The organism is Faecalibacter rhinopitheci (assembly GCF_015234135.1).
GTDB lineage: Bacteria > Bacteroidota > Bacteroidia > Flavobacteriales > Weeksellaceae > Empedobacter > Empedobacter rhinopitheci.
The window spans coordinates 329,470-349,781 of the sequence record NZ_JADGIK010000001.1 but is presented as its reverse complement, the minus strand read 5'-3'; the positions used below and the strand labels follow the sequence as shown (position 1 = coordinate 349,781).

Below are 20,312 nucleotides of genomic sequence, written 5' to 3'. Positions count from 1 at the left end.
AATTATTGCTTATGATGTAACATTTTAGCATAATCTGTAGGACGAATACCACAAACTTTTAAAAATATTGTACTAAAAGATGATAAAGAGTTATATCCTACTAACATAGCTATTTCATACATATTGTATTTATTTTCAATGATTAACTCTAAAGATTTTGTAATACGTAATGATCTTAAAAAACGGATGTAATTCATTCCCATATTTTCTTTAAATTTTCTTGAAAGCGTACGAGAACTTATTCCAAAATGTTTAGAAACCTCTTCTATTGTATAGCTTTTCTCAATATTCTGCATAAGAAATTTAGCTATTTCAATTAATTTAGGGTCTTTAGGAAAGGGATGTTGTATAGATATAGGCAGGTTATTAGATTCCATTTCGGGAAGAATAGATTTTATAGCTTTTATAAAATCATATTTTGCAGGATTTCCTTTGTCTATTTCTCCATCCCATTTTTTGGTATGCAAAAACATCTCTCTAATTAAATCATCTGCATAGTATATATTAGTTTTAGAGTAGAATTCATTTTCTGACTCATCAGCATGGAAATATAAATTATATAATTCTCCTGTTTTACTGTATGTGAGAATAGAGTGAGTAGTATTGGCCGGAATCCACATAAAACATCTAGCTGGTAAATACCAGTGTTTTTCATTTACAAAAACATGAACAATTCCACCTTCGGCATAGAGTAGTTGTGCTTTTGAGTGGCTATGCATACCAGTTTCTATATCATGTAGCTCTACATGATGAATAAAAAAATCAATATTTTCTTGATCTAAATCTTCAAAATATTTAATATCCATTACCTGAATTTATACTTTGCAAGTTATACCTTTTTGGCTGAAATGCGCTAAATTTTATGATCTAATTTTATTGTGTTTAACTATTTGATTATCTATTATTTTTCGTTTTTGAAACGTGTTAGCTTGTTTTATCATTCTTTGGTTATATGCATAGAAGATAAGAAAAACCTTAAAAAGGTCCTGTATCTCTAACAAATTAATGATATGATGAATTTGGCGATAATGGACAAATTATTTTCATTTTAGATCAAAAATGTTACTTCATTTTGAGTGTACCTTTGCACCATTATTCATCATCATACTTTTTAGATAAATTACCTATATGATATTTAAATATATTAAATATCAGTTGCTTACGCTTTTTATTTTAGGTGGTAGTCATGTGTTTTCTCAGGCCAATTTAGACTATAACCAATTGAAATTGAGCGAAGCAATTGAAATCGGATTACAAAATAATAAAAAATTAAAAATACGTTCATTACAAACTGAGATTGCAGAATTACATGAGAGAGATTTATTAAATGATAAATTACCTGATGTCAATTTTCATACAAGTTTTTATAAACTGTCTACATTGAGACAATTTGAACACGGTATACTAAATCGTTCTACACAATACGATGTTCCTGGAGAACAATATGATTTTACGTTATCTGCGGAAATTCCAATTTATTTAGGAGGGAAATTAAAAAATGATGAAAAAAAGGCCGCTATCGAGGTTGATATAAAAAAGTTACAAGTACGTAAAGATGAGCGTGAGCTTAGAATGGAAATAATTACGGCTTATCTTAAAGTATTACATTTAAAAGAACAGCAATTGTTGATTGAAGATAAAATGCATGAAGATACGTTAGTAATCAAGCAAACAAAAGCTCTCAAGAAAAATGGTGCGGTTACTTATAACGAAGTGTTGAGAACAGAATTACAATTATCTAATCATAAAATTTCTCACTCAGAATTAAGTAAAGAAATTGACATATTAGAACATCATGTAAAAACTATATTAGCTATACATCCTGAGCATGAAGTGCACATTGATACAAGTGACCTTATTACATCAACAGATCATATAGGTTTGGTAGATGATATGATTTTAGAAGCACTAGGAAATAGCGAGAAACTAAAGATTTCTGAAAAAGATGTTCGCCTCAAAGAAATTGATAAAAAAATTACACGAGCTAATATTTTGCCTAAGATAACTGCAGGTGGAAAATATGGTTATACTTATCCCAATTTTATGTTTTTTCCACCAGAAGAGTTTATGTATAGATTTGGGATGGTTGGTGTGAATGTATCTATACCAATTAGCAATTTTTTTAAGAATAAGCAAAAAATGCAAATTGCAAATCAAAATATTTCAATTGCAAAATTAGAAGTAGAAGAACGTGAGGAAGAAATAATTCATGATGTATTTGTAGCGAATAAGCGTTTGGAAGATGCGATTGAAAAAATTGAGATTGCAAAAGAGGCAATTAATCAATCTAAAGAGAATTATAGAATAGTAAAAACAAAATACATTAATAAGTTAAGTTTGATTACAGAGTTAATAGATGCTGATAATTCTCTTTTAGAAGCACAGTCAAATATGATCTCTTTGCAAATCAACAAACAATTAAAATATTATCAATTACAATACGTATTAGGAAATTTATAAAATATGGGAAAGAATTTATCAAAGGCAGAAATTCGTATGAATAAGGTTCTGACTTTTATTGCGTGGATATTTATTATCGCGGGGGTGGGAACTATTGTGTGGTTTTATGCTTTTTCTAGTACTCATGTTAATACAAATGATGCACAAGTAAGACAATATATAACTCCTGTAGCTAGCCGTGTGTCGGGATATATTACTAAAGTGAATTTTGAAGAAAATCAATTTGTTCATAAAGGAGATACACTTGTAGTTATTGATAATAGAGAATATAAAAATGCAATAGATATTGCGAGTGCAAATTTGTCTAGTACAACTCAATCAGTAGAAACTTATGAGACAGCTGTAGATACAAAAGAAAGTCAGGCACCAATAATAGATGCCAATATTGAAGCTGCAAAGATAGAAGTTTGGCGAACTGAAAGAGATTTTATTCGTTATAAAAATCTTGTAGAAGAGGATGCTGCAACTTTACAACAGTTAGAAGAAGTAGAAGCAAAATATAAACAAGCCAAAGCAGGTCTTCAATCTTTGGTTGAGCAAAAAAAATCTGTATTTGTAAGTTCAACAGGAGAAATGACCAAAGTAGCTCCTGCCAGAACTCAAATTATGCAGAAGAAAGCAGAGCTTAATAATGCCAAATTAAATTACTCTTATAGTTATGTAATTGCACCATATGACGGTTGGGTTGGAGTTAAAAACATACAAGAAGGTCAACTTATAAAACAAGGACAAGCTTTAGTACAAGTGGTTTCTAAAGAAAAATGGATCATAGCAAATTATAAAGAAACACAAATTGGTGAGATTGATATTACCAAACCGATTATAATACAAGCTGATGCGTATTCTGAGATAAAATTTATCGGTAAAATAGAGTCTTTATCTCCAGCATCAGGATCTGAATTTGCGTTAATAAAACCAGATAATGCCACAGGTAACTTTGTGAAAATAGAACAGCGTTTTCCGATAAAAATAATTTTAGAAAATTCTAAAGACAACGATAAATTACGTTCAGGAATGAATGTATTAATAACTTCAGAAAAATTAAAAAACTAAATGCAGAAGCAACATTCAATATTTAAAACTTGGATTCCAGAAAAATTTATTATGCCATTGCTGGTAATTGCATTATTTCCGCAAGTAATGATACTTACTGTTTTCAGTATGAACAGTACGTTTACGGCTTCTTTTTTGGATATAGATGTAGATGATATTCAGTTTCTTTTTTCTATTGCATATGCTACAATTGTATGTGGAATGTTCATCCATATTCGTTTCTTTCAATACTTTAATATAAGGAACTATTTGTTATTCATGAATTTGCTCAATATTGTAGTTCTATTTTGTTTAACACTTACTACGAATACACAACTAATATTTATATTAAGACTTATACAAGGACCAGCTTGTCTTTTTGAAGGGTGTATATTGGTTCCTATTATTATGGCTAAGTTGAGAACAGAAAATTCTAAGATGATTGCATATTCATTTCTTTATGTAATATTACTTACAGGTGATAAGTTTACAACTGCATTAGTAAAATTTGCGATAGAGCATTATAACCATAATATGATTGTATATACTATTATATCTTTTCATATACTTACCCTTATTATTTACGCTTTAGTGTTTAATCATGGGAGATTATTCCCTAAAAAGCCAATGTATCAGCTGGGTTTAGGAGGGATATTTCTAATTACTATAGCACTTATTTCTGCTGTATATGTTCTTGTTTATGGTAAAAGATATTATTGGTTTGAATCTTCTAGAATAAATTTTGCATTAGGCATGTTTTTGTTCTTTTCAGGACTATTTATTTTACATCAAAGATATGCCAAAAGGGTATTATTTCACTTTAGTGTATTAAAATCAGAAAGAGTTATTTTAGGATTAATCATGTTTTTCTGTTTCTATATGTTAAGATCTTGCATGGGAAATATTTATAATGTAATGAATGTCGTATGGCATTGGCAATGGGAATATATTTTAAAAATTCAGTTTTTTAATGTTGCTGGGGTTTTAACAGGAGTTTTTACATCTTACTTATTGATGAGAAATAAAACTGATTTCAAATATATCTTTATAGTAGGATTTACATTTTTGTCTATGAGTATGTTGTGGTTTAGCTACCTATTTGTACCAGATGTAAGAGTATTAGCTGTGGTACCTGCGCTATATTTGCAAGGTTTGGGTACAGGAATGTTGATGACACCTTTGGTTATGTATATAATATCAAGAGTAGATCCATCTTTATCTGGAAGTGCAGCACATGCTGGTGTATCTATACGTTTTTGGACAAATACAATCGGTTTTTCTATCATGCAGAATTCATTATTATATTTAACAACTAAACATCAATATTATCTAACTTCTAATTTAGATCTTTCAAATACGATTTTTCAGAATGAGTGGGAACCTATTTTCAATAAATATACAGCGACACATCTTTATAATGAATCTGTACATTTAACTTCTGCTGTTATAAAGTCCAAAATATACAATCATTCATTATTGATTTCTAATATAGAAATATTCAGAACTCTATTCGTGTTTAGTGTAATTGTAATATTTTTAATTATAATTTATAGACCCGTAAGTCAATTAATAATTAAACGATAAATAAAAAAAGCTATCTCAAAAACTGAGATAGCTTTTTTTATTTTATTAATATAAATTTTAACAAATTTTGAGGTATTTAAAGAATATTTTCCTAAGTTTATAACCTACTAATTTATCAATGAATAAATTAAATGGATTTAACAGTAAAAACCTCAGATTATTCTTAAAAATATCTCATATTTTAAGTTGTTAAATAATTTATAAATTATGCCTTTTTGGCTGTAATGAACAAATTTTTTTCTTGTTTAACACACGTTCTTGTGCGTGTTTGAATGTAAGTTTGCACTATAAAAAAAGTCAATAAAATTTTCAGAATTTAATTCTAGTATGATATTTAATATTATTAGATATCAGTTACTTACAGTATTTTTTTTAATAGGTGTAATTTCGTTTGCTCAAACAGATATTGATTACCACCGATTAAAATTGAGTGAAGCAATTGATCTCGGATTACAGAACAACAAAAAGCTACAAATTCGTTCCTTACAAGTGGAAGTAGCAGAATTACACGAAAGGGATTTAATCAACGAGAAATTACCTGATATAAATTTTCATACCGGATTTCATAAACTATCAACATTAAGACAATTTGAGCATGGTATTTTAAAACCATCTACAAAATACGATGTGCCAGGTGAGCAGTATGATTTTACTTTATCAGCAGAAATTCCTATTTACCTAGGAGGAAGGTTAAAAAACGATGAGAAAAAGGCTGCTATAGAAGTAGACATTAGTAAGCTAAGAACTAAGAAGGATGAGCGTGAGCTTCGAATGGAAATAATTACTGCTTACTTAAAAGTTTTACACTTACAAGAGCAGCAAGGATTAATTGAAGATAAGATGCACGAGGATTCTTTAGTGATAAAGCAAACTAAAGCTTTAAAGAAAAATGGTGCAGTTACCTACAACGAAGTTTTAAGAACCGAATTGCAATTATCAAATCATAAAATTTCTCATTCAGAACTTAGTAAAGAGATTGATATATTAGAACATCAGGTAAAAACGATTCTTGCCATTCATCCAGAGCATGAAGTTCATATCGATACACAAGACCTTTTTACAACTACTGATCATATCGGTTTTGTTGATGAAATGATTTTACAGGCTTTTGAAAATAGTGAGAATATAAAAATTGCTGAAAAAGATATTCACCTAAAGGAAATTGATAAGAAATTAACAAGAGCCAATGTTCTTCCAACAATTACAGGTGGTGGGAAATATGGATATAATTATCCTAACTTCATGTTTTTTCCTCCAGAAGAGTTTATGTATCGATTTGGTATGATTGGAGTTAATGTTTCAATACCAATTAGTAATTTCTTTAAGAATAAACAAAAAATGCAAATTGCTGATCAAAATATATCAATTGCAAAGTTAGAACTTGAAGAAAGAGAGGAAGAAATCATTCATAATGTTTTTGCAGCAAGCAAACGTTTAGAAGATGCTATGGAAAAGATAGAAATTGCAGAAGAGGCAATTGTACAAGCAAAAGAAAATTATAGAATTGTAAAAACAAAATATATCAATAAATTGAGTTTGATTACTGAATTAATAGATGCAGATAATTCATTTTTAGAAGCACAATCAAATTTGATTTCCTTACAAATCAATAAACAATTAAAATTTTATCAACTACAATACGTACTAGGAAACTTATAATACAATGGCGAAGCAATTAACAAAGGGCGAAATACGCATGAACAAAGTCTTGACTTCTGTTGCGTGGTTATTTATTTTAATAGGTTTAGGAGCTGTAGTTTGGTTTTATGCATTTTCCAGCACACATGTTAATACAAATGATGCTCAAGTAAGACAATATATTACTCCTGTAGCTAGTAGAGTTCCGGGGTACATTACAAAAGTTAATTTTGAAGAAAATCAATTTGTTCATAAAGGAGATACTTTAGTTGTTATCGATAACCGTGAGTATAAAAATGAAATTGATATTGCACAAGCTAATTTAGAGAGTACAAGCCAATCTGTTGAAACTTACGAAAAAGCTGTAGATACACAAGAAAGTCACGCTTCTGTAATTGATGCAAATATAGAAGCAGCAAAAATAGAGGTTTGGCGAACTGAGAGAGATTATATTCGTTATAAAAATCTTGTAGAAGAGGATGCTGCTACTGTACAACAATTTGAAGAAATTGAGGCGAAGTACAAACAAGCAAAAGCAAACTTAAATGCATTAATTCAACAAAAAAATACGGTTTTCGTTGGATCTACTGGAGAGAAAACAAAAGTTGCTCCTGCTCGAACTCAAATTATGCAAAAGAAAGCAGAATTGAATAACGCGAAGTTAAACTACTCATACAGTTACGTTGTAGCTCCTTATGATGGTTGGGTAGGTGTAAAAAATATTCAGGAAGGCCAATTAATAAAAGAAGGTCAAGCATTAGTACAAGTAGTATCAAAAGAAAAATGGATAATTGCCAATTATAAAGAAACACAAATTGGAGAAATCGATATTGATAAGAATGTAGTTATTACTGCTGATGCATATCCAGATTTTGAATTTGAAGGAAAGATTGAATCGCTATCTCCAGCATCTGGATCTGAATTTGCATTGATAAAGCCTGATAATGCAACTGGAAACTTTGTTAAAATTGAACAACGTTTTCCAATCAAAATAATTTTAAAGGAATCTAAAAACAACGATAGATTACGTTCAGGGATGAATGTATTGGTATCCGCTGAGAAAGTTAAATAACCAATAAAGTGCACAACAATCATTCGATTTTTAGAAAGTGGGTGCCCGAGAAATTAATTATTCCAATATTAATTCTTTCTCTTATCCCATATATCATGATTCTTCCTTTCTTTAACATGAACAGTACTTTTACTGCGTCATTTTTAGATGTTGATGTTGATGATTTGCAATTTATCTTTACTCTTGCGTATGCAACAATTGTTTGTGGATTGTGTATAAATGAACGTTTGTTTCATTTCTTCAATATTAGATCATATATGTTAATAATGACAATTATTAATATTATTGTGATGCTATTATTGTCTATTTCTTCTAATAAAGAATTAGTCTATACATTAAGAGCTATACAAGGAACAACTTCTTATTTAGAAAGTTGTATTACAGTGCCGCTAATTATGTCTCGTATAAAGAGTCCCTATGGTCGTTTATTAGGGAACTCTTTTTTATATGCATTTATAATGACTGGTGATAAAATTTCTACTTCTGTAGTGAAATTTGCAATTGAAAATTATAATTACAACATGATGATTTACACGGTTGTATTTTTTCACGTTATTGCATTATTTATCTATGTGTTTTTATTTAGTCACGGTCGTTTATATCCTAAAAAGCCTTTGTATCAGCTGAATTTGGCAGGTTATCTATTAATGATGCTGAGTTTGGTTTCGGGAGCGTTTGTATTAATCTATGGTAAGAGATATTATTGGTTTGAGTCGTCTTATATCATATTAGCTTTTACGGGATTTTGTGTGTTCTCAGGTATATTTGTTTTACAACAATTAACTTCTAAGAAACCTATTTTCCATTTTAATATTTTACGATCAGAACGTGTAATAATAGGTATTTTAATATTTTTTGTATTATATATCTTCAAGGCTAGTATGAGTAATATTTACCAAGTAATGAGTGTTGTTTGGAAATGGCATTGGGAATATGTTTTAGAAATTCAATATTATAACTGTCTAGGTATTTATTTAGGTGCATTCTTATCTTATGTATTAATTGTAAGAGGATTGGCCTATAGATATGTATTTATTCTAGGTTTTATGTGTCTTACCACTAGTATGATGTGGTTTAGTTACTTATTTGTACCCGATGCAAAACCTGCGGAAGTTATTCCACCACTTATTGTTGAAGGTTTGGGACAAGGAATTCTTTTTTCTCCAATTCTGCAATATATGGTAGGATCTGTACATGCTAATTTTTCTATGAATACCATGCAAGCTGCTGTTGCTGCTAGGTATTGGACTTCTACGATTGGTTTCTCTTTAATGCAAAATCTTATTTTGTATCTGACAACTAAGCATCAGTTTTACATGACAGAGAATTTAGATATTACTAAATCTTATTTTCAAAATAAATGGGAAGAATTATTCAATGCTAATATTGCTACTCATATACACAATGAGTCAGTGAGTTTAACATCTACTGCATTAAAGGCAAGTTTGTATAACCAATCTTTATTGATTTCTAATATTCAAATCTTCCGTACTTTATTTGTAGTAGGAGTAATAACGGTTGTTATTATATTGCTTTATAATCCCATCAAAGTATATGTATTCCACAAAAAAGAAATTAATTAAATCTTTATACTTGTAAAATTAAGTTTAAAGTAAACCTATTTTAGATAAAAAAAGCTATTTCATGATTGAAATAGCTTTTTTGTTAGTTGATGATTTTATTTACTCAGTGAGTTGAAATTTGTTTTTATAAATTTCAAATGAATCCATTAAATCTTGCTCTATAGTTTTAGGCATTCTACGTGTAGCTTCATATTCCGTCGTAGAAAGTGATGGGAACTCTAATAAATTAGGAATTAATTCAATAGAGTTGATCAACATTTCTATTTCCATTTCATATTGTCGTGTAGCTACAGAATGAAAAGTATCATTATGATAAATAGGAACCAACTTCTGTTCTATTAAAAAGCCTGCATCAGCTTCTGTGTCTACAAAATGAGTAGTAACACCTATTTCTACACCCTTTACGATTGCCCATTTTAAAGAATCTAGTCCACGAGTTTTAGGTAAAAATCCAGGATGTGTGTTTATAATTTTATGATTAACAACTAAATCATCTGGTAATAATCCTGCGCCTGCAATAATTACAAAATCAGCTTTATCTTCAATCAATTGTTGATTCAAAGTTTCCGCTGTAGTTGTAGCAAATTGATAATTAAAATTACGCGCATAATCTTCGATCTCAATATTTATTGCTTTACTTGGACGATGCTGAAAAATAGGTTTAAAAGGATTCTCACGACGAACAAATGGTAGAGCATATATTTTTACGTACTGGTATCCTTTTGCTTTTAGTCCGTGTAAAACGTCTTGCGTTTTACGATGTGGTGTATTGTAAGTGATTACAGCAATAGTAGGTTGATTCATTGATGAAAATCTATGCGTTAATTAAATATTTTTTGTGATATTCAACCACATTATCAATCGGTTTTCTAATAATATGTCCAACTGTTAAGTGATGTTGAGCTGCTACAGATCGTATAATAGGTTCGTAAATGTGAGCAATAGAACCTATAAAATTTAATTCAGAATGGCGTGCTTCTTCGTATGGTAAAATCTGAAACTCAATAAAACCAGTCATGGCATCATATATCAGTTTTTGGATGAATGCATCGTCTTTATGTTCAACCACAAATTTATTAAATGAGGCTAAATAAGCATTTGCAAATTTATTTTGATACACGTTTTTATTTAACTCTTCTATTGATAGTTTATAATAATCATCAAAAGCTTTTGCTAAATGTGGAGGCATTTTTTTAGTGAAATAAGCGCGAAGTAATCTCTTACCTAGATCATTCCCAGAACCTTCATCTCCTAAGATATAAGCTAAGGATTTGGTCTCTTCTCGCATAGAAGTTCCGTCAAAATAGCATGAGTTAGATCCTGTCCCTAAAATGCAAACCATTGCAGGTTTCCCCATATAAGTTGCATAACAGGCTGCTAACAAATCATGATCTACAACAAATTGAGCATTCGTGAAAATTCCATTTAAGCCTACACGGACGATTTCTCTATTTTCTTCTGATGAAGTTCCTGCACCATAAAAAAATACTTTTGTAACCTCAGAAGCTATAGCACTTAGTTCTTCATTTTTAGAAATTTCGGTTGTAATATCAACGCTTGAAACGAAGTAAGGATTAAATCCAATAGAGTTTGTACGAAAAACTTCTTCATTATTATTATCTAAAACAACCCAATCTGTTTTAGTCGATCCACTATCTGCGATAATTATCATTTGAATTTTATTTGATAGTTGCTAAAGTAACAAATCTTTCATTTAATAGAAATAAAAAAGGCTTGGAATTTCATAAGTTTCCAAGCCTGATTTCTATTTAATGATCGTGTTCATTTCCATGATTTACAATATCAATTTCTATAAATGTTTGTGTCTGATTACCAGCTTTGTCAATTAAGAAAACTCCTAAATGGTAAGATCCATCTAATATACCTTCTTCAGGAATTGTAATTTGATGACTCAAAATTTCTTCTTTTTTTCCTGAAGAAATCTGAATTTCTTTCGAATATTTCCATTCAGTGTTGATTGATCTGTGTTGGTGTCCGTCGCCTGAATAATGAATATCAATTTTTCCTGATCCTAATTCTATATCATCTTTTAAGATTGCTTCAACAGTAAATGTATCTCCCAAGTGTAAATGTGCATGATCTTTTGGAGAAAGTAATGTAATTACAGGTTTTGTAATGTCTAATACTTCATCGTCACTAGAACAAGAACCTAAGATAAATAAAGGTGATACTGATAATATGATTGTTTTTAAGAATTTTTTCATTTTTGCTATTTTATAAATTATTTAATAATGCTGGTTTAAGTAGTTTATTGTTTTTAAGTACTCAGGAGGACCTCTATTATTAATATTTATAAAAAAAGTAGAAAAAGAATTAATCTGATAAAATACGTCTATAATTTGTATAAAATTTATCCAAACTGGTGGATTTATTTCTAGATCAAAGTCATTTTCAGTGTAAACTTGGTAAAGAATATAATCATCGCATTGATGCGTGATTTTATTCTTTTTGATGGAAAATATAGATAATTCGTGATCAATTAAAACAAAATGTAATGCATTAGAAAGGGGTAATAACAAAATAATGTTACTACATAATACAATAAATTTATGTTTGATAAATTGATTCACTAGTTTATTTTCCAAAAGGTATATTCAACATCACTTGTATATTTCTTGCCTGCTCAGGTAATTGCAATGCTCTGTAAAAACTTGTATGATTATAATAGTTTTTATTAAGAAGATTAGACCCTTGTACAGTTAAGGTAGCTTTGAAATTATTGATTAGTATATTCGCTTTAACACTTGCTCCTAATAAAAAGTAATCTTTTGTAATATCTTCATTCTGTGCAATATTATTTTGCTGAAAAGCATATTTTCCATTTAATCCAAAAGTTAAATTATCTATAAACGAAAGAGATTTGTCTACTGTGTAATTTAGACGGGTATAGATAGAATTAGGTGGTGTAAATGGAAGAAAATAGCTTAAATTATTATGATCATTTAATTGACGATTATAAATAAATTCATAGACCATTTGAGCCTCAAATTCTTTCGAGAATCGTTTATTTATCTCAGCTTCAAACCCAGTTAATAAAGCTTTACTCTGTGTGTATTGATAAATTTGCCCACCATGCGGTAAGATCGAAAACTGGCCAGATGGTTTTAAAAAAATATAATTTGTAAAGTAATATAAATAAGGATTTACAGAAATATCCCAATCATTTCTATGAAATGTAGTTTTAAAATCAAGAGCATAACCTTTCTCCGTATCTAAAGTGGCATCGCCTCGTTCATGGCGGAAAGATCCGTGATGTATTCCATTAGATCCAAGTTCTATTGCCGTTGGTAACCTAAAATTAGTCCCAATATTTAAATTAAAATCCCAAAAATCATTGGGTTGAAAAGTAGCTCCAACCATACCATTCAAATTAGAAAAAGAACGAGAAATATTTTCACTTCTATTGGCATAATAATTCGCAATCTCAGCTGAATAATTATTTTCAATTAAATAATCTGCCAAAGTTTGATCAAAAAAACCTTCAGATTTAAAATCAGCATAATCATAGCGTAATCCCGCAGTTACTTTCCATGTTTTATTTTTCTGGAATTCCTCTATAATAAATCCACTGTAAATATTACGATCATAGGCAGGTAACAGATAATTGTATCCCGAGATATTATTATATTGTACCTGGGTTTGGGCACCAATTATAGTTTTAAAATTCTTATTATGTGTATGTTCATATTTTGCTTGCGCATCATATGAAGTTAATGCAAATTCTAATTCTACATCAGGGTCTATTGTAGGAGCATTTTGATTACCGTAATGGGTATGAAAAGCGCTTTTCTCTTGTCTTAAATTTCTTTGGTAACCAAAATTAAATTTAAGTTGATCTTTAGTGCTTAATTTTATTTCATTTTCACTAATTACTTTAAAATGATTTACCTTTTGGTAAGGAAAATCTACATTGCGATAATCGCCATCATGACCTAAACGATCTATTGATGGAATTCCATGTGAACCTGGGAAAAATCCAGTCTTTTGATTGTAATTTGATAGGGTTAATATACTTCTAATTTTCTGATCAATATAACCAACTTGGCCTTGAAGGTTGAACTCTTCACCGGCAGTGTTTTTAACTCGATTCTTATAAATAGGCATCCAACGATCTAAGTATTTTATACGATCTGTCGTAGTTCTGTAATCAGCAAAATCGCTATAACTCCCCTTTATTTTATAAAAATATTTATCTCCACGCGCTTGATGATTTGCAGATGTTACATAATTATCATTTACGGATTGATACATTATTCCAACATTTGTCTGGGTAGAATTTTTAAAAGGGATTTGGTTATTTTTAATTTTAATAACTCCTGCAATAGCTTCATTACCATATTCTAATGTTGCTGGACCTTTAATTACTTCAACCTCCTCAATATTCAGCGCATCAATTTCTAATCCATGATCTGCTCCCCATTGTTGCCCTTCTTGTTTTAGTCCATTTTCAGAAACCAATAATCGATTAAATCCTAAACCTCTAACAATGGGTTTCGAAGCAGCTGATCCAATTCCAGAAGCGTTAACTCCAGCCATATTTTCTAAAGATTTGGCTAAAGAACCTCCATAATTATCCCTAACATATTTTTGATCGACATGTTGAGTATTGGTTGTTTTAAAATCATGTTTATGAGCTATAACGCTAACTTCATCTAGTGTATAACTGTGATCATGTATAAGAGTAAGTTTTAAATTTTGACTTTGACTTACAATGATTTTTTTTGAAAAAGGGACAAAGCCTTGTTCGTTAATATAAACTTCGTAAGATCCATTAGATATATCACTAATCGTAAATTTTCCTAATGCATCACTTTGTAAATTAACTTTATTAAATTCTATTGTAACAAAAGGTACAGGATTTAAATTTTGATCAACTATTTGAACCGAAATAGTATGTTGTGCAAATGCTGAACTACATAATAATGTAGCTACAACAGTGCCTTTAATTATATGTGACATGAATGTGTTATGGGATTAAAAACAATAAAAATAAACTGAAATTAAATCACATAAGGGGGCGCTCTAAGGCTATAAAAGAGTAGAATTGTAGAAGAAAATTCATTAATTTGATAGAAACTAAAGTTTTGTTTAATATCAGAATTATACCATGTAAAGGTTTCGTACGTAATAATAGGAATTAATGTATTCATATCAATTTGACATAAACTACATTTATGATCATTGATATGAACTAATTCTTTTTGTACATCCTCATGATTTGTAAAAACATGACTGATGATGTGTATAGACTGATAGGTAGACATCAGTATACTCAACATTAGAATTATATGTTTTAATTTGCTTATCATGTATTGGCAAAAGTATATAAAATTATTTAATGTTCTTTAAATCAATTAAATTTCGTGATAATTTTCTTAGAAAAAACCAATATAAAAAGCCATAATACATAGATGTTATAAGAATAATAAATACAAGTGCAACGACAACAGCAATCCATCCAAATGTGTTTATTTTTTCTGTATTATGCTCAATTCCAAGCTTATTGATGTAAATATTTTGTCCTAATTTATAATAATAGGGTAGTGAAACAGAAATAATAGATATTAAAATAAATAATACAAATAAATTTATAGTTTTTCTGAATTTTATAATCTGAGTAATTAAATCTGTAATAGAATTATTGATATTTATTTTACGATAAGTTTTATAAGTATATGCGATAAATATGACTGAGATTATAATTGTAAATGCTGAACCAACAATATAATTATTGGAAATAAAGTTTTCATTAGGCGAAATAATATCGCCGTTAATTAATTTTCTTTTTGCAATAGAAAGCATTGTAAAAAACAGAACTAAAGCTAATTCGAAAATGGTAAATAGGAACAACCACTTTATTGTCGAAGAAGATTTTTTCTTCAACATATCAAAAATATCTTGCTTATTATATGTTTTTTCTTCAGGAATAGAATTCCAAGCGGATTTTAAATCATCTAATTCCATTATTGATCTATTTTAGTAATAATTTCTTTCAACTTTTGTTTAACTCTATTCATTTTAACCCGTGCATTTACTTCCGATATTCCTATAGTTTCTGCGATTTCTTTATAAGGTAGATCATCCAAATACATCAATACTAACGCTCTTTCCATGTTATTTAACATTTTAATAGCGGCATAGAGGAGTTGTAGTTGCTCTTCTGTTTCAGAATTTATATCTTCTGATTTTATATTTAAAGATTGGTATTCTAAATTCGAAATTTGTATAGATTTATGTTTTTTACGGATTAAAATTATAGCTGTATTAAGGCTTACCCGATACATCCATGTAGAAAACTTTGCATCACCTTTAAAACTATCGTATGAACGCCATAATTGTAAAACGATTTCCTGAAATAAATCCTCATGAGATAGTTCATCATCTGTATATATACGACAGATTTTATGAATAATCCCTTGATTTTTTTCAATCAAATTAGTGAATATGGTGGCCTTAGTTGACAATTTAAAGTTATATTTTACTATTAGTAGACTAAAATATGAAAATGTTACAAAAAAAATAATCTCCATATCCGAAGACATGGAGATTTCCTAACTAACTTAAACCTATGAAAAAGCTATTGCTTTATCAGCAACAAATCTAATGAAAATAATATATAAACAATACTTTTTTGATTTTTTTTTATAAAAAAGTGTAAATCTTTAACTTATTAATAAGAATCGTTCTAAACTAGAGTAAGTAGTCTTTAAATGATAAAATTCATTGTGCATAGCGGCTTGTGTTGATTAAATTTGTAGAAATATCTAAAAAATTAAACGTATTGCTTTATGGCAAATGAATCATTACTAAAGTCTTCGATTGGTAAGAAGTTCGCGATGGCGCTATCAGCGTTATTTTTAATCGTGTTCTTGTTACAACATTTCGTGATTAATGCCTTATCAGTAATTTATCCTGATGGGTTTAACGAGGTTTCAGCTTTTATGAGCGCTAACCCGATTATTCAATTTGTAATGCAACCAATCTTGTTAATTGGGGTGGTTTACCACTTCGTAATGGGATTTGTATTAGAAATTCAAAACAAAAAAGCACGTGGACCAGTAGCTTATGCTAAATATAATGGTGCTGCTAACTCTACTTGGATGTCAAGAAATATGATTATCTCTGGAGCGGTTGTATTATTATTTTTATTAGTTCACTTATGGCAATTTTGGGTACCTACAATCAACGCACATTATGTGAATGTAGATCCTAACTTTGGTCAAGGTAACTTCTTTATGGATCACGTAAACCATGTATTTACTTCTGTTATTACATTAGTATTATACGTTGTTGCATTTGTATTTTTATCATTACACTTACAACATGGTTTTGCTTCTGCTTTCCAATCTATTGGAGCTAGACATGCTAAATACACACCATGTATTGTAGCTTTCGGAAAATGGTATTCAATCCTAATTCCAGCAGGTTTTATCGTTATTGCTATTTACCATTTTGTTAATAACTTATAATATCAAGAGAAATGAGTATTTTAAATTCTAAAACTCCTAAAGGAGATATCGCAAATCAATGGAGCGAGCATAAAGCTCACTTAAATTTAGTAGCTCCTAATAACCGTGATAAAATTGATGTTATTGTTGTTGGTACTGGTTTAGCTGGAGGTTCTGCAGCTGCTACATTAGCAGAGCTAGGATACAAAGTGAAAGCTTTCTGTTACCAAGATTCTCCACGTCGTGCACACTCTATTGCTGCGCAAGGTGGGGTAAATGCTGCTAAAAATTACAAAGGAGATAATGACTCTATCTACCGTTTATTCTATGACACTATAAAAGGGGGTGATTACCGCGCACGTGAGTCAAACGTTTATCGTTTAGCTGAAGTTTCTGGTAACATTATCGACCAATGTGTTATGCAAGGGGTTCCTTTTGCACGTGATTATGGTGGGTTATTAGATAACCGTTCTTTTGGTGGGGTACAGGTTTCTCGTACATTCTACGCAAAAGGTCAAACAGGACAACAATTATTATTGGGTGCTTATTCAGCAATGAATCACCAAATTCACTTAGGACATATCGAGATGTACAACCGTCACGAAATGTTAGAATTAGTAATTGTTGATGGAAAAGCTCGTGGTATTATCGCTCGTAACATGGTTACAGGTGAAATTGAAAGACATTCAGCTCACGCAGTTGTAATTGCGACAGGAGGTTACGGTAACGTATATTTCTTATCGTCTAATGCAATGGGATCTAATGTTACTGCAGCATGGAAAATTCACAAACAAGGTGCATTATTCGCTAACCCTTGTTATGTACAAATTCACCCTACTTGTATTCCAATTCACGGAACAAATCAGTCTAAGTTAACGTTAATGTCTGAATCATTACGTAACTCTGGACGTATTTGGGTTCCTAAGAAAAAAGAAGATGCTGAAGCTATCCGTGCAGGAAAGTTAAAAGCAAAAGATATCAAAGAGGAAGACAGAGATTACTACTTAGAGCGTCGTTACCCAGCATTTGGTAACTTAGTACCTCGTGACGTTGCATCTCGTGCTGCTAAAGAACGTTCTGATGCAGGTTACGGTATTGAAGCAAACGAAACAGGAGAAGGTGTATACTTAGACTTTACTCACGAAATTAAAAAGAAAGGTAAAGAAGTAGCCTTTGCAAATGGAGATCAAAATCCATCAGATGCTGAAATCGAAAGATTAGGTAAACAATGGATTGAGGAGAAATATGGTAACTTATTCCAAATGTACTGGAAAATTACAGATGAAAATCCTTATGAAAATCCAATGCGTATTTACCCAGCGATTCACTATACAATGGGTGGAGTATGGGTAGATTACAACTTAATGTCTACAATCCCTGGATGTTTCGTAGCTGGTGAAGCTAACTTCTCTGATCACGGTGCAAACCGTTTAGGAGCTTCTGCATTAATGCAAGGTTTAGCTGATGGTTATTTTGTATTACCTTATACAATCGCTGATTACTTAGCTTCTGATATTCGTACAGGTAAAATCCCTACAAATACTCCAGAATTTGATGCTGCTGAAAAAGCTGTTAAAGATCAATTAAACTTCTTCGTAAATAATAACGGTACTAAATCTGTGGATCACTTCCATAAACGTTTAGGTATCATTATGTGGAATAAAGTTGGTATGGCTCGTAATGTAAAAGGTTTACAAGAAGCTATTGCTGAAATTGCAGCTTTACGTGAAGAATTCTATCGTGATGTAAAAGTTCCAGGAAAAGTTGACGAATTAAATTCTGAATTAGAAAAAGCTGGACGTGTTGCAGATTTCTTAGAATTAGGTCAATTAATGGCGATTGATGCATTACACCGTAATGAATCTTGTGGTGGACACTTCCGTGAAGATTACCAAACACCAGAAGGAGAAGCTTTACGTGATGACGAAAACTTTGCTTATGTAGCTGCTTGGGAATATAAAGGAAAAGATATCAACCAAGAGGTTCTACACAAAGAAATGTTAGAATACAAATTTATTGAGTTAAAAGCTCGTAGTTACAAATAATTAAATCATTTAATTGAGTTTATTTTTGAACTCAACTAAATGTCAAAATATCTTAAAATAATATGGCATCATCAAAAAATATCAGTATTACACTGAAAATTTGGCGTCAAAAAAACGCTAATGACCAAGGGAAAATGGAAACATATTCTCTAAAAGATGTTTCGACTGACTCTTCTTTCTTAGAAATGCTTGATTTATTAAACGAGCAATTAATCGAAGAAGGTAAAGAACCAGTTGCTTTTGACCACGACTGTCGTGAAGGAATCTGTGGTATGTGTTCTTTATTCATTAATGGACAAGCACATGGACCTGATTCTGGAGTTACTACATGTCAATTACACATGCGTATGTTCAAAGATGGTGAGACAATTTACATCGAGCCTTGGAGATCTGCTGCATTCCCTGTAATCAAAGATTTAATGGTTGACCGTTCATCTTTTGACCGTATCCAACAAGCAGGTGCTTATGTTTCTGTAAATACTTCAGGACGTACAGTTGATGCTAACGCTATTCCAATCAACAAGAAAGCTGCTGATGACGCTTTTGATGCTGCAACATGTATTGGTTGTGGTGCTTGTGTTGCAACTTGTAAAAATGGTTCTGCGATGTTATTCGTAGGTGCTAAAGTTTCTCAATTTGCATTATTACCACAAGGTAAAGTAGAAGCTTCTCGTCGTGCACAGAAAATGGTTGCTCAAATGGACTTGGAAGGTTTCGGTAACTGTACTAATACAGGAGCTTGTGAAGTTGAATGTCCTAAAGGAATCTCTTTAGAAAATATCGCTCGTATGAACCGTGAGTTCTTATCAGCTAAAATTACTTCTGAAGAAATGGCTTAATTCGAAATCATTCGATATAATACTTAAAAAGGTGTAGATTTATTCTACACCTTTTTTTTTACAAAAAAGGATTTCAATTGCTTGAAATCCTTCCCAAAAACTTAATCCAATAATGAATTTAATTATTGTATTCGCTCTATATATAACATTAATTGATAAATTAATTGTTTATTAATTACTTCTATAATAAGAAAGTTTACTCAGGAAATTATTCTCTTAATAAAATTTATTATAATTATTTAGTTAAATACCATATCATTAACTCATCAATTTTAAAGAACTTCTTATAAAAAAGGATTTCAATTACTTGAAATCCTTTCCAAATACTATATATAATTAATATAGTAATTGTATAGGTTCTATATATAAAAATAAATTGTCATTTGATGGATTAAATGCACCTCAAATTTTAATTCTATAAAATTTTATCTTCCGAAGTAAATACACATGATTTACAGATAATCTATTTGACAATTACAAAGAACTTTCGGGTGTAAAAGGATGTCAATTACTTGACATCCTTTTAGAAATTTGATAATGAAAATAATAACATTTTAAGTTATAATCTTAATTATGCTGTAATTTCAATT

At 30.2% G+C, this 20,312-nt stretch carries 18 protein-coding genes; 9 read left to right on the top strand and 9 right to left on the bottom strand.

Annotated elements, in window-relative coordinates:
• Positions 1-2 precede the first annotated feature (2 nt).
• Complete coding sequence (locus tag IM532_RS01650) at positions 3-806, bottom strand: AraC family transcriptional regulator (RefSeq protein ID WP_194181704.1); 804 nt, start codon at positions 804-806, stop codon at positions 3-5.
• Between the two features lie 322 nt (positions 807-1,128).
• Here IM532_RS01650 and IM532_RS01645 point away from each other — a divergent pair, with 322 nt between their 5' ends.
• The 6 genes from IM532_RS01645 to IM532_RS01620 all read left to right on the top strand — a co-directional run bounded on the left by IM532_RS01645 (position 1,129) and on the right by IM532_RS01620 (position 9,369).
• Positions 1,129-2,460: a TolC family protein gene (locus IM532_RS01645; protein ID WP_194181703.1), complete on the top strand. Its 1,332-nt coding sequence runs from the start codon at positions 1,129-1,131 to the stop codon at positions 2,458-2,460.
• Positions 2,461-2,463: 3 nt separating this feature from the next.
• Positions 2,464-3,513 carry an HlyD family secretion protein gene (locus IM532_RS01640; protein ID WP_194181702.1) on the top strand — a complete coding sequence of 350 codons (1,050 nt, stop codon included), beginning with the start codon at positions 2,464-2,466 and terminating at the stop codon, positions 3,511-3,513.
• Positions 3,514-5,076 carry an MFS transporter gene (locus IM532_RS01635; RefSeq protein WP_194181701.1) on the top strand — a complete coding sequence of 521 codons (1,563 nt, stop codon included), beginning with the start codon at positions 3,514-3,516 and terminating at the stop codon, positions 5,074-5,076.
• Between the two features lie 327 nt (positions 5,077-5,403).
• The gene (locus tag IM532_RS01630) at positions 5,404-6,735 is read left to right on the top strand and encodes a TolC family protein (RefSeq protein WP_194181700.1); all 1,332 of its coding nucleotides are present in this window, start codon (positions 5,404-5,406) and stop codon (positions 6,733-6,735) included.
• A gap of 4 nt (positions 6,736-6,739) precedes the next feature.
• Positions 6,740-7,786, top strand: coding sequence for an HlyD family secretion protein (locus tag IM532_RS01625; protein WP_194181699.1), 1,047 nt, complete (start codon positions 6,740-6,742; stop codon positions 7,784-7,786).
• A 95-nt stretch (positions 7,787-7,881) separates the two neighbouring features.
• Positions 7,882-9,369 carry an MFS transporter gene (locus IM532_RS01620; protein ID WP_194181698.1) on the top strand — a complete coding sequence of 496 codons (1,488 nt, stop codon included), beginning with the start codon at positions 7,882-7,884 and terminating at the stop codon, positions 9,367-9,369.
• A gap of 99 nt (positions 9,370-9,468) precedes the next feature.
• Here IM532_RS01620 and IM532_RS01615 read toward each other — a convergent pair whose 3' ends face one another.
• The 8 genes from IM532_RS01615 to IM532_RS01580 all read right to left on the bottom strand — a co-directional run bounded on the left by IM532_RS01615 (position 9,469) and on the right by IM532_RS01580 (position 15,854).
• Entirely contained in the window at positions 9,469-10,173 is a 705-nt protein-coding gene (locus IM532_RS01615) for a formyltransferase family protein (protein WP_194181697.1), read from the bottom strand.
• 10 nt (positions 10,174-10,183) lie between these two features.
• A complete protein-coding gene (locus tag IM532_RS01610) occupies positions 10,184-11,041 on the bottom strand; it encodes a BadF/BadG/BcrA/BcrD ATPase family protein (protein WP_194181696.1) in 858 nt (285 codons plus the stop codon).
• 97 nt (positions 11,042-11,138) lie between these two features.
• On the bottom strand, positions 11,139-11,594 hold the full coding sequence (locus IM532_RS01605; RefSeq protein WP_194181695.1) for a DUF4625 domain-containing protein: 456 nt from the start codon (positions 11,592-11,594) through the stop codon (positions 11,139-11,141).
• 21 nt (positions 11,595-11,615) lie between these two features.
• Positions 11,616-11,975, bottom strand: coding sequence for a hypothetical protein (locus IM532_RS01600; RefSeq protein ID WP_194181694.1), 360 nt, complete (start codon positions 11,973-11,975; stop codon positions 11,616-11,618).
• Positions 11,965-14,349, bottom strand: coding sequence for a TonB-dependent receptor (locus IM532_RS01595; protein ID WP_194181693.1), 2,385 nt, complete (start codon positions 14,347-14,349; stop codon positions 11,965-11,967). The genes IM532_RS01600 and IM532_RS01595 overlap by 11 nt, the downstream gene beginning before the upstream one ends.
• 41 nt (positions 14,350-14,390) lie before the next feature.
• Entirely contained in the window at positions 14,391-14,669 is a 279-nt protein-coding gene (locus IM532_RS01590; RefSeq protein ID WP_194181692.1) for a hypothetical protein, read from the bottom strand.
• A 52-nt stretch (positions 14,670-14,721) separates the two neighbouring features.
• Positions 14,722-15,354 (bottom strand): hypothetical protein, encoded by a 633-nt coding sequence (locus IM532_RS01585; RefSeq protein WP_194181691.1) that lies wholly within the window; start codon positions 15,352-15,354, stop codon positions 14,722-14,724.
• A complete protein-coding gene (locus tag IM532_RS01580) occupies positions 15,354-15,854 on the bottom strand; it encodes an RNA polymerase sigma factor (RefSeq protein ID WP_228063629.1) in 501 nt (166 codons plus the stop codon). The genes IM532_RS01585 and IM532_RS01580 overlap by 1 nt, the downstream gene beginning before the upstream one ends.
• Before the next feature lie 324 nt (positions 15,855-16,178).
• Between IM532_RS01580 and IM532_RS01575 the strand changes: the two genes are divergently transcribed.
• The 3 genes from IM532_RS01575 (at position 16,179) to IM532_RS01565 (ending at position 19,722) form a co-directional block, all read left to right on the top strand.
• Positions 16,179-16,859 carry a succinate dehydrogenase cytochrome b subunit gene (locus IM532_RS01575; protein WP_194181689.1) on the top strand — a complete coding sequence of 227 codons (681 nt, stop codon included), beginning with the start codon at positions 16,179-16,181 and terminating at the stop codon, positions 16,857-16,859.
• Positions 16,860-16,870: 11 nt separating this feature from the next.
• Positions 16,871-18,883: a fumarate reductase/succinate dehydrogenase flavoprotein subunit gene (locus IM532_RS01570; RefSeq protein ID WP_194181688.1), complete on the top strand. Its 2,013-nt coding sequence runs from the start codon at positions 16,871-16,873 to the stop codon at positions 18,881-18,883.
• Positions 18,884-18,945: 62 nt separating this feature from the next.
• On the top strand, positions 18,946-19,722 hold the full coding sequence (locus tag IM532_RS01565; protein WP_194181687.1) for a succinate dehydrogenase/fumarate reductase iron-sulfur subunit: 777 nt from the start codon (positions 18,946-18,948) through the stop codon (positions 19,720-19,722).
• Positions 19,723-20,312: the final 590 nt, after the last annotated feature.